This window comes from Kitasatospora cathayae, from assembly GCF_027627435.1.
GTDB lineage: Bacteria > Actinomycetota > Actinomycetes > Streptomycetales > Streptomycetaceae > Kitasatospora > Kitasatospora cathayae.
Map to the genome: position 1 here is coordinate 8,022,844 of NZ_CP115450.1, position 13,357 is coordinate 8,036,200.

At 74.3% G+C, this 13,357-nt stretch carries 10 protein-coding genes; 7 read left to right on the top strand and 3 right to left on the bottom strand.

The features are described 5' to 3' along the window. Positions 1–256 precede the first annotated feature (256 nt). Positions 257–1,777: an FAD-dependent oxidoreductase gene (locus O1G21_RS35835; protein WP_270149667.1), complete on the top strand. Its 1,521-nt coding sequence runs from the start codon at positions 257–259 to the stop codon at positions 1,775–1,777. A 142-nt stretch (positions 1,778–1,919) separates the two neighbouring features. Here O1G21_RS35835 and O1G21_RS35840 read toward each other — a convergent pair whose 3' ends face one another. Then, entirely contained in the window at positions 1,920–2,654 is a 735-nt protein-coding gene (locus tag O1G21_RS35840) for an ABC transporter ATP-binding protein (RefSeq protein WP_270149669.1), read from the bottom strand. Between the two features lie 410 nt (positions 2,655–3,064). Here O1G21_RS35840 and O1G21_RS35845 point away from each other — a divergent pair, with 410 nt between their 5' ends. From O1G21_RS35845 to O1G21_RS35855, 3 genes are all read left to right on the top strand, one after another. Next, the gene (locus O1G21_RS35845; protein WP_270149671.1) at positions 3,065–6,481 is read left to right on the top strand and encodes an ABC transporter permease; all 3,417 of its coding nucleotides are present in this window, start codon (positions 3,065–3,067) and stop codon (positions 6,479–6,481) included. Next, positions 6,478–9,282, top strand: coding sequence for a hypothetical protein (locus O1G21_RS35850; protein ID WP_270149674.1), 2,805 nt, complete (start codon positions 6,478–6,480; stop codon positions 9,280–9,282). Before O1G21_RS35845 ends, O1G21_RS35850 begins: the two co-directional genes overlap by 4 nt. Positions 9,283–9,394: 112 nt before the next feature. Then, complete coding sequence (locus tag O1G21_RS35855) at positions 9,395–10,384, top strand: ABC transporter ATP-binding protein (protein ID WP_270149675.1); 990 nt, start codon at positions 9,395–9,397, stop codon at positions 10,382–10,384. On the opposite strand, the gene O1G21_RS35860 is transcribed toward O1G21_RS35855, so the two are convergent. After that, positions 10,371–11,336 carry an AMP-binding protein gene (locus O1G21_RS35860; RefSeq protein WP_270149678.1) on the bottom strand — a complete coding sequence of 322 codons (966 nt, stop codon included), beginning with the start codon at positions 11,334–11,336 and terminating at the stop codon, positions 10,371–10,373. The genes O1G21_RS35855 and O1G21_RS35860 overlap by 14 nt on opposite strands. 136 nt (positions 11,337–11,472) lie before the next feature. Between O1G21_RS35860 and O1G21_RS35865 the strand changes: the two genes are divergently transcribed. Then, positions 11,473–12,120 carry an AAA family ATPase gene (locus tag O1G21_RS35865; protein WP_270149680.1) on the top strand — a complete coding sequence of 216 codons (648 nt, stop codon included), beginning with the start codon at positions 11,473–11,475 and terminating at the stop codon, positions 12,118–12,120. On the opposite strand, the gene O1G21_RS35870 is transcribed toward O1G21_RS35865, so the two are convergent. After that, positions 12,114–12,323, bottom strand: a complete 210-nt coding sequence (locus O1G21_RS35870; protein WP_270149681.1) for a hypothetical protein — start codon at positions 12,321–12,323, stop codon at positions 12,114–12,116. The two genes, O1G21_RS35865 and O1G21_RS35870, sit on opposite strands and share 7 nt — an antisense overlap. 153 nt (positions 12,324–12,476) lie before the next feature. On the opposite strand from O1G21_RS35870, the gene O1G21_RS35875 reads away from it, so the two are divergent. Together O1G21_RS35875 and O1G21_RS41510 are read left to right on the top strand one after the other, a co-directional pair. Then, entirely contained in the window at positions 12,477–13,052 is a 576-nt protein-coding gene (locus O1G21_RS35875) for an O-methyltransferase (protein ID WP_270149683.1), read from the top strand. A gap of 25 nt (positions 13,053–13,077) precedes the next feature. After that, positions 13,078–13,308: a GNAT family N-acetyltransferase gene (locus O1G21_RS41510; RefSeq protein ID WP_333493528.1), complete on the top strand. Its 231-nt coding sequence runs from the start codon at positions 13,078–13,080 to the stop codon at positions 13,306–13,308. The last annotated feature ends 49 nt before the right edge of the window (positions 13,309–13,357 follow it).

Below are 13,357 nucleotides of genomic sequence, written 5' to 3' on the forward strand. Positions count from 1 at the left end.
GCGCCCGGAGCGCGCGGAGAATGGGACAGAAGATCGTCATCGAACCTCCCGTGGAACGGATTCTGCGGAGTCGTCGTGGACCGTAGTCGATGCCACTGACAATCGACCCCCGGACGGAGGTCGTGAAGGGCGCTCGATGGGGCCAGAGAAATGACGTACTGTCACATTAATTCGTAAATGAATTCACAAAGCCGAATAGGGGTGTTAGCGTGCGGCCCGCCAGGTTCTCTCGGACTAGAGAAAGTGGGGGAAGGGCATGCGGCACGAATTCTCCGGGCGGACGGTCCTGCCCGGTGATCCCCGATACCGGACGCTCAGCCAGGGCTTCAACCAGCGCTGGCACAGCAGTCCCGCCTACATCCGGCTGGTCGCGGACGAGGCCGACGCGGTGGCCGAGCTGAACCGGGCGCTGGACCGCGGACTGCGCCCGACCGTGCGCGGCGGCGGGCACTGCTACGAGGGCTTCGTCGACAACGACCGGGGCGTGATCCTCGACCTCAGCACGATGCGCGGGGTGGCCGCCGGGGCGGACAAGTTCGGCCGGCCCACGTACTGCGTCGAGGGCGGCGCCACCAACTGGGACGTCTACACCACGCTGTTCCGGGAGTACGCCGTCACCCTGCCCGCCGGGTCCTGCTACTCGGTCGGTGCGGGCGGGCACATCTGCGGCGGCGGGTTCGGGGTGCTCTCCCGCCGACACGGGCTCACGGTGGACCACCTCGTCCAGGTCGACGTGGTCACCGTGCGGGGCGGCCGCGCCGCGGTGACGAGGGCCAACCGTGAGGACGCGAGCGGCTCGCCCGAGCAGGACCTCTTCTGGGCCCACACCGGCGGCGGGGGCGGGAACTTCGGGGTGGTGCTGCGCTACCACTTCTCGATCGACGCACCCGAGCCGCCGCCGCGGGTCTGGATCAGCAGCACCGCCTGGCCCTGGAACGAACTGATCAACCGCCCCAGCGACTTCGAGCGGCTGCTGACCAACTTCGGCAGCTTCCTGGCAGCGCACAGCGGCCCGCGGGAACCGGTCTACGACGGGCTGTTCGCGATCCTCAAGCTGACCCACCACTCCAACGGGAACGTCGTGCTGTTCAGCCAGTGGGACGGCGACGACCCTGGCCCGCTGGACGAGTTCGTGGCGTCCGTGGAGCAGGGGATGGCGACCCGCTCGGTGGTCCAGACCCACAGCGTCGCCGGGCTGTTCCTGCCCTATCCGGAGAAGCGGCGCCAACTTCCCTGGTTCCAGGCGACCATGACGCTCAACCCCTCGGGCGACAACCAGCGCGGCAAGTACAAGTCGGCCTACCACCGGGAGCCGTTCGACCGGGCCCGGATCGGCACCCTCTGGGACTGGCTGACACGGGACGTGAGCGGGGTGGACCTCACCAAGACGCTGGTGCAGATCGACTCCTACGGCTGCCGGATCAACGCCCGCCGGCCGGAGGAGACCGCCGTGGCGCAGCGGGACTCGATCATGAAGCTGCAGTACCAGACCTACTGGACCGATCCGGCCGAGGACGCCGACCATCTGGCGTACCTGAGCGGCCTCTACCGGGAGGTGTACCGGGAGACGGGGGGCGTCCCGGAGATCGACACCGCGACGGACGGCGCCTACGTCAACTACCCGGACGTGGACCTGGGCACGGTCGACCAGCCCGACCCGGCCTACCCGAGGCTGTACTACAAGGGGAACTATCCACGACTGCAGCGCACGAAGGCCTACTGGGACGGGGAGGAGGTGTTCCACCATGCCCAGTCGATCCGGCCCCTCCGGGCCTGAGCGGCGACCCACGGTGCGCTGAGCCAGGGGCTGGACTGTCCGGACAGTCCGGACAGTCCGGGCGGGTAGGACGGTCCAGGTGGGTCGGGCGGCCGGGAGGTCGGGCGCACCACAGCGTCCGTGGCCCGGCAGGCCCGCCGGCCTACGCGGCCTGCTCCGCACCCTCCTCGACGATCCGCCCGTCGTGGAGCTCGATCACCCGGTCGGCGAGCCCCATCAGCGTCGGGTCGTGGGTGGCGACCAGAACCGTGACGCCCTCGCTGCGGACCACCGCGCGCAGCAGTTCCATGATCGAGCGGCCGGTCTCGGAGTCCAGCTGCCCGGTGGGTTCGTCGGCGATGATCAGGCCCGGGTCGTTGGCCAGTGCGCGGGCGATCGCGACGCGCTGCTGCTGGCCGCCGGAGAGCTCGCCCGGTCGCTGGTTGGCGTGGTCGGCCAGGCCGACCAGCGCCAGCAGGGTGTGGGCGCGCTCCTCGCGCTCGGCCGGCGGGACCTTGCGCAGCCGCATCGGCACACCGACGTTCTCGGCGGCGGTGAGCATCGGGATCAGTCCGAAGGACTGGAAGACGAAGCCGATCCGCTCCCGCCGCAGGGCGAGTCGGCTGTCCTCGTCCAGCCCGCCGAGGTCGATGCCGTCCAGCGCGATACTGCCGCCGGTCGGCGCGTCCAGGCCACCGACCAGGTTGAGCAGGGTGGTCTTGCCGGAGCCGGATCGGCCCTTGAGCGCGGTGAGTTCGCCGCGTTCGATCGAGAAGTTGATGCCGCGCAGGGCGTGGACGGTCCGCTCGCCGGTGCCGAAGCTGCGCCGGAGGTCGGTCACGGCCACCATCGGGCCGGTGGTCGTCAGGGCGGTGTCGGCGGCCTGGTGCTGCGTCATGCGGCGTCCCCCTGTGGGCGGTGACTACCCGGTTCTGTCCGGGTCAACGGGTGAGGCGAGTTCGCGGGTTCACCCGTCCCGCGGGGAATTCGCGAAAGGGAAGATCCCCGGCCAAGGACGGGTGGTGAAGCCAAAGTTGTGAAGTGTGCATGGCATTTCAGCGGCTCGTTGCCGGCGGGGATCCTATCAATGCAAGGAATTTGCTCATTGGTTACTTGATTCGCGCAAGTCCCTTCCGTTCCCGGATCGAATCTGACAGCATCGTCCGCTATCCGGTGACCGTTTGGTCGGTGATCACTGCGCCGGTGTGCCCGTGAGGTGTCCGTCTGTGGCCGATGTGTGTCCGGGCGGGGCCGGATCGACGGGTGGGGCTGGGCTGCGACCGGGGACGCGACCGGGGGAGGAACGTGATGCTCGGCTTCGTCGTGCGCAGACTGCGCGGACGATTGCCGCTGGCTGCTGCCGTCCTGTTGACGGTGCTGATCACCACGGCGGTGTTGACCGCCCTGGTGACCTTCAACAGCAGCGTCGGCCAGGCCGGCCTGCGGCAGGCGCTCCAGGGCTCGAGCCATGCCCGGACCTCGGTGGTGGTGACCGCCGAACACGGCCTGGATCAGCGGCAGAAGGACGAGGAGGCGCTCGCCTCATACCGGCAGAAGCTCTTCGGTGAGCTGCCCGTACGCACCGACAGCCTGCTGCGCAGCCGCTCCTACGGCCTACCAGGCGGCGACGCCGCGTCAGCCGGGACCGCTGCGGCCGGCACGCCCGCAACGGGAACCCCCGCAACGGGAACCCCCACCGCCGGGACCCCCACCGCCAGAACCCCCGCCCCCGCAACGCCCGCCCCCGCAACCGCGACGGCCGGCCAGTCCAGCACGGCCAAGGTCGACCTGACGGTCCTCGCCGACCTCGACCGCAACCAGGTGCGGCTGACCGCCGGCGCCTGGCCGGGCGCCGTCACCGGTCCGGTCCGGTCCGCCGCCCTCCAGGTCGCCGTCCCGCAGGCCCTGCTGGCCAGGCTCGGCCTGGCCGCCCAGGCGCTGCCCGCGGACGTCCAGCTCGCCGACCGGCTCGACGGCAAGCCGCTGGCCGTCCGGATCACCGGCACCTACCGGGCCGTCGACCCGTCCGCCCCGTACTGGCGCATCGACCCGGTCGGCGGCCACGAGGTCGAGACCGGCGGGTTCACCACCTACGGCCCGATGATGGTCGACCAGAGCGCCTTCACCGCGGGCGGTCTGCCGCAGAGCAGCCGCGGGTGGCTGCTCGACGCCGACTTCGCGGGCGTCGACCAGGACATCGCCGAGGCCATCGGCGAGCGGACCCAGGGCCTGAACGACGACCTGGGGAAGACGTCCTCGCTCAGCGCCGACACCGAACTCCCGGATCTGGTACGCGAACTGTCGGCAAGTCTGATGGTCGCCCGGTCCACCCTGCTGATCGGCGCCCTCCAGCTGGCGGTGCTGGCCACAGCCGCCCTGCTGTTGGTCGTCCGGCTGATCTCGGCCCGCCAGGAACGGGAGAACGAGTTGCTCGCCGCACGCGGCGCCTCCGGTGCCCGGCTCGGCGGCTTCACCGCCCTGGAGTCGGTGCTGCTGGCACTCCCGGCCGCGGTGTTCGCACCCCTGCTCACCCCGTTCCTGGTCCGCGTCCTGGCGGGCTTCGGCCGGTCCCACCAGGTCGCCCTGGACACCCGCCTGAGCTGGACGCTCTGGCCGGTGGCCGTCATCGGCGCCCTCGTCTGCATCATGCTGGCCACCCTGCCCAGCCTGCTGCGCGGCGCCGGCGCCGCCCTGCGCCGCAAGGCCGGCCGCCGCCAGGCGCTGGTCTCCGGAGTCGCCCGCAACGGCGGCGACCTCGCGGTGCTCGCGCTGGCGGTGCTCGCCTACCAGCAGCTCGACCAGTACGGCGGCGGGCTGTCCACCGACTCCTCCGGCAGGCTCGGGGTCGACCTGCTGCTGGTCGCCACCCCCACGCTGGCGCTGTGCGCGGGAACCCTGGTCGTGCTGCGCCTGCTGCCGCTGGTCGCCCGGCTGGGCGCCCGGGTCGCCGCCCGGGGCAGCGGCCTCGGCCCGGCCATGGTCGGCTGGCAGCTGGCCCGTCAGCCCGCCCGGGCGACCGGGCCGGTGCTGCTGCTCGTCATGGCCGTGGCCACCGGCGTGCTCGCCCTCGGCCAGCACGCCACCTGGACCGCCTCCCAGCGCGACCAGGCCGCGTTCGCCACCGGCGGCGGCCTGAGGATCTCCGCCGCGCACAGCGCGCTGATGGGCCAGGGCGGCCGCTACGGCGCCCTGCCCGGCGGCGACCGGCTGGTCCCGGTGGCCCGCGAGGAACAGCCGCTGTCGAACGGCACCGCGCAACTGCTCGTGGTGGACACCGCGGCCTTCGCCGACCGCGTCCCGGTCCGCGTTGACCTGCTCGGCGGGCACTCCGGCGGGGAGCTGTTCCGCCCGCTCGCCGAGCCGGCCCCGACCGGGGCGGCGGCCGGAGTGCCGCTGCCCGGCCGCCCGCTGCGGATCGACGCCGACCTCTCCATCCACCAGAACTTCCACGGGAAGATCCCGCTGCCCGGCACCCTGCACATGGTGTCCGACGCGCCCCCGGAGGTGGCGCTGCTGCTGCGGGACCGCTTCGGCTACGTCCACAAGGCCCCGTTCGCCGCCCTCCCGGTCAACGGCGACCTGCGCGCCTCGGCCCCGCTGAGCGCGCTGGTCGACGCCCCGATGGGCTCCGCCGCCGCCCCGCTCACCGTGGTCGGGGCGACCGTGTCCTACAGCGACCGCGCCGACGGCGAGATCACCGTGCGCGGGCTGGCCGTCTCCGACAGCGCCGACGGCCCCGCAGCCGACGTCCCGGTGCCGGCCGGGCTCTCCTGGAGGGCGCCCGACGTCGCGGCGACCGCGAGCACCAAGTCCGGGCCTCCGGCCGTCGTCCGGCCCGACCCGGCCGACGCCAACCAGCTGTTCACCGTCGACTTCGCCTTCGCGAACGGCACCGGGGACACCATCCGGACCGTCCTCAGCCCGGTCGGGGCGACCGCCCCGACGACGGTGTCCGGCGTCGCCACCCAGGACTACCTGAAGCTCACCGGCGCCTCGGTCGGCGACACCATCCGGGTGCCGTTCGCCGGGATCACCCTGCCGGTCAAGGTCACCGGGGCGGTCGAGGCCGTGCCGGTTGCCGGCCGCACCGCGCTCGTCGTCGACCTGGGCACCGTGGCGCGGCTGCTGGCCGCCCAGGGCCGTTCCGTGCCCAGCCACGCCGAGTGGTGGCTGCCCGCGACCGGGCCCGGCGACCGCACCCCGGCCGAGGCCGCCGTCGCCCTGCGGTCCGCCCCGGGCTCCCAGGACGTCCAGCTCTCCGGCGAGGTGGCCGAAGGGCTGCTCAGCGACCCGGTGGGCGCCGCCCCGCAGAACGCGCTGATGGCGATCGCGCTCGTCACCGCCGTGCTCGCCGCGATCGGCTTCGTCGCCGCCGTGGCCGGCTCCGCCCACGAGCGCGCCCGGGACTCCGCGCTGCTGCTCGCCCTGGGCGCGCCGCGCAAGCAGGTCAGCCGTACCGTCGCCGCCGAACAGGCGCTGCTGGTCGGTCTCGGCGGCACCGTCGGGCTCGCTCTGGGGGCCCTGCTCGTCCACCTGATCGTGCCGTTCGTGGTGCTGACGCCCGCCGCCCGGCAACCGATGCCCGAGGCCCTGATCGAACTGCCGGTCGGCCAGGCCCTGTTGCTCGCGGCCGCGATCGCCGTCGTCCCGCTGCTGTCGGGCTTCCTCATCGGACGCCGCCGTCGGGACGTGGCCGGCCGGCTGCGCCACGTGGAGGAGATGTGACCATCCAGGCCGGCACCGGCGTGCCCACCCCTGAGACCGCCCACCGCCCCGCGCCCTGGGTCCGCACCAGGCTGCGGGCCAGCCCGCTGGCCGCGGTGCTGATGGCGGCCCTCGCCTTCGTCACGGTCTTCCTCGCGGCGGCCTTCCCCCGCGTCGCGGACCGGGGCGCGGACGCGGCGCTCCGCGCCTTCGTCAGCCAGAAGGGCCTCAACCCGACCAGCCTGCAGACCACTTCCAGGACTCAGAACGACGACAACGCCGCCGAGCTCGACCGGGTGGAGCAGAAGCTCACCGCGAAGGTCGGCCGACAGCTCACGCTGTCCGGGTCAGGCCAGGCCTACGGCGCCAAGGCGCTGAGCTCGCGCGGCATGGCCAACCGGGAGTACGTCCGGATCTCCGACGCGAACGACCCCGTGCTCAGCCTGCTCCACCTGCACGACCTGGCCGCCCGGGCCACCCTGACCGACGGCACCTGGCCGACCCGCGGCGACGGCCACGGCCCGCTGCCGATCGTGATCAGCAAGCAAGCCGCCGAGACCATCCACATCAAGCTCGGCGACGTCATCGACAACGGCGTCGAGGGTTCGGGCACCCAACGGAGCACCGTGGTGGTCGGCTTCTACCGGATCAACGATCCCCACGACCCGTTCTGGGACGACCTGGGCTGCCCGGCCCGCGCCTGCCTGAACGCCACCCGCGAGCACGAGCACTGGACGACCAGCGGCTTCGTCGACGGAGGCAGCCTGCCCGCGCTGGCCCGCTGGGGCTCGGGCGGCGAGAACTTCTGGCGGCTGCCCGTCGACCCCGCAACGCTGCGGGCCGACCAGCTCGACCGGACCCGCAACACCATCAGCTCGTTCCTGACCGGGCCCGGCGCAAGCGCCCTGATCTCCGAGACCCGGCGCTCGGACCTGCACACCAGCTCGGGCCTGCCCGACATCCTCACCCGGGCGGACGAGCGCTACCGGGCCTCGCTGCCACTGAGCACGATCGGCCCGGCCGGGGTCGCGGGCGTCGCCACCGTGGTGCTGTTCCTGGCCGCCGCCCTCACCACCGACCGGCGCACCGGCGAGATCCGGCTGCTCCAGGCCCGCGGCGGCTCCCGCACCGGGGTGCTGCTGCGACTGGTCGGCGAGGGCGCGGCCACCGTCCTGCCCGCCGCCGTGCTCGGGACGGCCCTGGCGATGGTGCTGCTGCCCACCCCCCGGTGGGGCCAGTCGGTACTGGCCGCCCTGGCCGCGGCGCTGCTCGCCCTGCTGGCCTTCCCGGCCCGCACCGCCCTGCTGTGGTCGCGGCGGAAGCCCGCCGGCGGCCGGCGCTGGCTGGTCGGCGAACTCGCCGTCCTCGCGGTCACCGTCGCGGCCGTGGCGGAGGTCCGCCGCCGCGGCGTCGGCTCGGGCGGCGGACTGGACCCGCTGCTGGTCGCCGCCCCGCTGCTGCTCGCCGTCAGCGGCGGGCTGCTGCTGGCGAGGATCGAGCCGGTCGCGGTCGGCCGGCTGGCCAGACTCGCCGCCCGGGGGCGTGGTCTGATCGCCTTCCTCGGCCTGGCCCGCGCCGCCCGGGACACCTCGGGACGCCGCAAGCCGTCCGTGCTGCCGCTGCTCGCCCTGCTGATCGCCGTCACCACGACCGGCTTCGGCGCCACCGTGCTCGACACCGTCGACCACGTCCGCAGCCGCGCCGCGCGCATCGCCACGGGCGGGGACATCGGCGTCTCCCTCCCGGACTACGCCACCCTGCCCGAGTCCTTCACCAAGGCCGCCGCCGCACTGCCCGGCGTCCACGCCTCCACCGGGGCCTGGGTCGAGCCCAAGGCCCGCTTCGTCGGCGCTGACCAGGCGTACACCGAGGCCTACCTGGTGGCGATCGAGCCCACGGCCTACGCCGAGATCGCCCGCACCCTCGGGGTCGGCGAGTTCGACCCGGCGAAGCTCGCCGGGACGCCCGGCGGCCGGGACACCCCGGTGCCCGCCCTGTTCAGCCGCGACCTGGCCAAGCGCCTGGCCGCCGGCCCGGCCGAGATGCGCACGCCCAACGGGAACGGCCTGCGCCTCACCGTCGCCGGGATCGTCCCCGCCACCCCCGCCCTGCCCGACCCGGGCAAGCCGTTCGTCGTCGTTCCCGCCGGCCCCGCCTGGGAGCGGCTGCCGGACACCAAACGGACGAACAAGTGGTTCGCCGTCGGCGACGTCGACCCCGAGCAGGTCAGGTCCGCACTGCGGGACAACGGCCGGTCCCAGCCGACCGGCCTGGCCAGACTGGTCGCGGAGGACGCCGCGGCCGCCGGCAGGTCCACCCACGGCCTACCCGCCGGATACACCGTGCACAGCAGCCGGGAAACCGTCACCCAGCTCGCCGACGACCCGCTGCAGCACGCCGCCGGACGGCTGTTCTGGTACGCGGCCGCCGCCGGAGCCGGATTCGCCCTGCTCGCCGTCCTGCTGACACTGTTCCGAGCCGCACCCGACCGCACGGCCCTCCTCGCCCGGCTGCGCACCATGGGCCTGCGACCCCGGCAGGGGCTGGCGCTGATCGTCACCGAGGCGCTGCCGCAGACCCTGGCGGCGGCCGTCGGCGGCGGCCTGGTCGCGCTGGCGGCGGTCGCCCTGCTGGGCGGGGCCTTCGACATCTCGACGCTGGTCGGCGCCAGGGTCGGGGAGGTCATCAGCCCCGTGCTGATGCCGGTGCTGCTGCCCACCGCGGGCCTGGCCCTGCTGGTCGGCCTCGGGGTGGTGGCGGAGACGCTGGTCGCCGGCCGGCGACAGATCGCCACCGAACTGCGGGCGGGGGAGCAGGCGTGACAGCGGGACCAGCGGCACGGGCCGTGACGGCGGAGAGCACCGGGAGCGGGCGGACGGCCGGGACCGGCGAGACCGTCAAGACCGTCGAGACCGTCGAGACAGGAGTTCAGCGGTGAAGAGCACCCCCCAGGAGCGGCCGACCGTCGAGGCCCCCAGCCTGCAGGAGCTCCGGCAGCGGGCCCTCGCCGCCGCCTCCCCCAAGGCGTACGGAGCGGGCGCGGCCATCGTCTGCGACCGGCTGGTGCGGATCTTCAGCGCCGAGGGGATCGAGGTCCAGGCGCTGCAGGGCCTGGAACTGACCATCCAGCAGGGCGACCTGGTCGCCCTGGTCGGCGCCTCCGGCAGCGGCAAGTCCACCCTGCTCACCATCCTCGCCGGGCTGGACGTGCCGACCGCCGGCACCGCCACCGTCGCGGGCTGCGACCTGCTGGAGATGTCCGCCAAGGAGCGGCTGCGCTACCGGCGCGAGGTCGTGGGCTTCATCTGGCAGCAGACCGCCCGCAACCTGCTGCCGTTCCTGACCGCCGCCGAGAACATCGCCCTGCCGATGCAGCTGCGCGGCCGGCGGGCCGGGGCGCTCGGCCCGAAGGGGAAGGCCGCCCGGGTGGCCGAGCTGATGGAGGCGCTGGAGATCGGGCACCTCGCCCACCGGCGCCCCAACGAGCTCTCCGGCGGCCAGCAGCAGCGGGTCGCGATCGCGGTGGCGATGGCGAACAACCCGCCGGTGCTGCTCGCCGACGAGCCGACCGGCGAGCTGGACTCCGAGACCGCGGGGGTGATCTTCGAGTCCTTCCGCACCGTCAACCGGGAGCTCGGCACCACCGTCGTGATCGTCACCCACGACCCGATGGTCGCGGGCGAGGTCCGCCGCACGGTGGCGATCCGGGACGGACGGACCAGCAGCGAGGTGCTGCGCCGCACCGTGACGGACGAGCACGGCGAGGAGTCGATCAACGAGCGGGAGTACGTGATGCTGGACCGCACCGGGCGGGTGCAGCTGCCGGTCAAGTTCCTGGAGGCGCTCGGCATGGAGCACCGGGTGGCGGTCGACCTGGCGGCCGACCACATCGAGGTCCGTCCGGACGACGTCACGGGGGGCTGACCCGGTCCCAGCCGTCACCGCCCATTCGCTGGAAGAGGCCGCTGCCCTCGGCGTCCGTCCGGAGGTCGGACGGCGCGGCCCCGGCGATGGGCCGGCCCCGCGAGGGGGCGGTGCAGCGGGCGAAGACGAGCAGGGCACCGGCCGCCAGGCCGAGGATGCCCAGTGCGGTCAGGACGCGTAGCCAGGTCAAGGGAGTGCCTCCTGGGGACGGTGCGAGGGCGCGCCGCCGGGGTGTATCGGCAGCTCGGCCCGCGCGGTCGAGTGCCCACGGTCGGTCTCTTCCCGCCGTCCGCCGCGCGACAGGTGGTCCGCGCGGGCGCTCGAAGCGCCACAGGGGCGCGTCACACCACCGCGCGCGCCCCACCAGGGCGATGACCGGCCGCCCGGTCCACACCTCGGTGTCCGGGTACGGGCGCCCGGCCGTGGTCAGCAGCCGCGGATCCAGGTGCTCGTCGGGGCTCAACCGGGAGACCGGCCCGCACTCCGTCAGGTTGTAGGTCTGCTGCAGCACCCGGCCCAGCCGCCGGGTCGTCTCCGCCAACCGGCGCGGCGAGGGCGGGCAGCCGGTGTAGCCGACCCGCCGCAGGCTCCCGGTGCCGGTCGCGGCCGGCAACGGGTGGTCCAGCAGGCCGTAGAGCAGGTGCGACGGCAGGCACGACCGGGACACCCGGTACCGCTCGACCGCCGCAAGCACGTCCTCGGCCACGAAGCCCTCCTGCAGCACCACCGTGCCGCCCGCCGCCAGCGCGAAGTCCGCGGTCGCGCCGCCGCCGTGACCCAGCGGGGTGCGGAGCAGGAAGCACGCCCCCGACAGCAGCGCCGGCCGGGGCGGACGGGCGAAGCGGCGCAGCACGCCCTTCGGCCGCCCGGTCGTGCCGCTGGTGAACCGCACGGCCATCACGTCCTCGGGCCGGCAACGGGCGCCAGCGGGGCGGGCGACCAGAGCCGTCACGGCAGCCAGGTGCGGATGTCCGGCATGTCGCTCCCCCAGCGCACATGGTCATCGGTCAGCTCGCCAGCGTATCCACCGGCGGGTTCGGGAGCGCCGGACTTGTTAGGGTCGGCGGTCGGACACGGACGGGGAAGCGGTGGGCGGCGAGGTGGAGGCGGCGGTCGTGGCACCGCGCGGGGTGCTGGACCTGCGGGGCGAGGCCGGGACGGGGTTCCTGGTGGGGTACCCGGCCGAGGCCGTGGTGGTGGTGTCGGGCCTGCCGGGGGCGGGCAAGAGCACGCTGCTGCGGCGCTGGGCGGCGGCCGGAGCCGTCTCGACGGTGGACCCGCGGACGGTGCACGAGGCGTGCGAGGCGGTGATGCCCGCGATCCTGCCGTACGCGGTGTACCGGCCGTGGGCGCGGCTGGAGCACTTCCGCCTGCTGCGCGCCTCGGTGCGGCGGGGCGGGCCGCTGCTGGTGCACGACTGCGGCAGCCGCGCCTGGATGCGCCGCTGGCTCGCCCGGGAGGCCGCCCGGCAGGGGCGCGAACTGCACCCGGTGCTGCTCGACGTCGGCGCCGCCACCGCCCTCGACGGCCAGCGGGCGCGCGGGCGGCACGCCTCCGCCCGGGTCTTCGCCCGCCACCACCGTGGCCTGGGGCGGCTGTTGGCGGCGTTCACCCGGCACGCGCGGTCCGGCGGGCCGGTGCCGACCCCGGAGGCGGCGTCCGTGCTGCTGCTCGACGCCGTCTCCCGGTCGAGGGCCGAGGCGGCCCGGTTCGGTGGGGCGCGCCGGGCTCAGTGACGGCGGGCCAGGCGCTCCGCCTCCGCGTGCCGCCAGCCGGGCGGGCTGGGCCCGTTGACGGCGGCGGTCGGCTGGTCGGGGTGGAGCCCGAGGGGGCGCAGGGCGTCGGCGTCGATCCGCACGTCGAACCAGCACTGCCAGTGCCCGTCCGGACCGACGTCGCAAGGCGCGTCCCACCGGACGGCCTCCGGCGGGAAGCGCATCCGGTCGATGCCCCGGTCACGCGGTCAAGCGCGGAGCACGGCCATGGGCGTCGGGCGGCCGGTCCGGTTCCGGTAGCCGGCGATGGTGATCCACTCGGTCATGACGGCATGATGGCACGGAGCCGTACGGAGTCGGAGGGGGTTCGCGAGCGGATGACGGGCGACGAGGAACGTGGAGTACCCGCTGGGGTGTTGGCGGCCGAGCGGGTCGCCGCCCGGCTGGGGTTCGGCAAGAGCTGCACCCGGGAGGTCGGCCGGCTGCTGGCGTTCGTCGCCGCGGCCAAACCGGGCGGGACGGTCGCGGAGAGCGGCACCGGCGCGGGGGTCGGCACGGCCTGGCTGTGCAGCGGACTCGGCCCGGGCGCCCGGCTGGTCACGGTCGAGCGGGACGGGCGACTGGCCCGGAGTGCGGCGGAGTCGTTCGAGGAGGATGCCCGCGTGCGGGTGCTGCACGGCGACTGGCGGCTGCTCGAGGAGCACGCCCCGTTCGACGTGTTCTTCTGTGACGGCGGCGGCAAGCGCGACGACCCCGACCGGGTGGTCGAACTGCTCGCCCCCGGCGGCCTGTTGGTCCTGGACGACTTCACGCCCTCGCCGCACTGGCCGCCCCGCTTCGGCGGCGAGGTCGACCGGCTGCGCCTGCACTACCTGACGCACCCCGCGTTGGCGGCCACCGAAGTGCTGACCGCACCGGGCAGTTCGGCCGTCCTGGCCACGCGGAGGATCTGAGCGGAGGGAGGGAGCGAGCGAGCGGATGGTCACGATCGAGACTCCCCGGCTGGTGCTGCGGCGCTGGCGCGAGGACGACGTGCCGGCGATGGCAGCGGTGAACGCCGACCCCGAGGTGATGCGGTGGACCGGCGAGCGCGTCATGGCCAAGCTCGGCCTGCGCCCCGAACGGCAGATCACCGTCCTCGGCAACGGCAGCGCCGTCCGCGTCCACCAACCGACCCGCGCCGACCACCTGTCCCGCCTCCGGCCCTGACCCGGAAAACCGCTCGCTCCGCACGCGGTGCGCCGCCTACGCTCGGCGC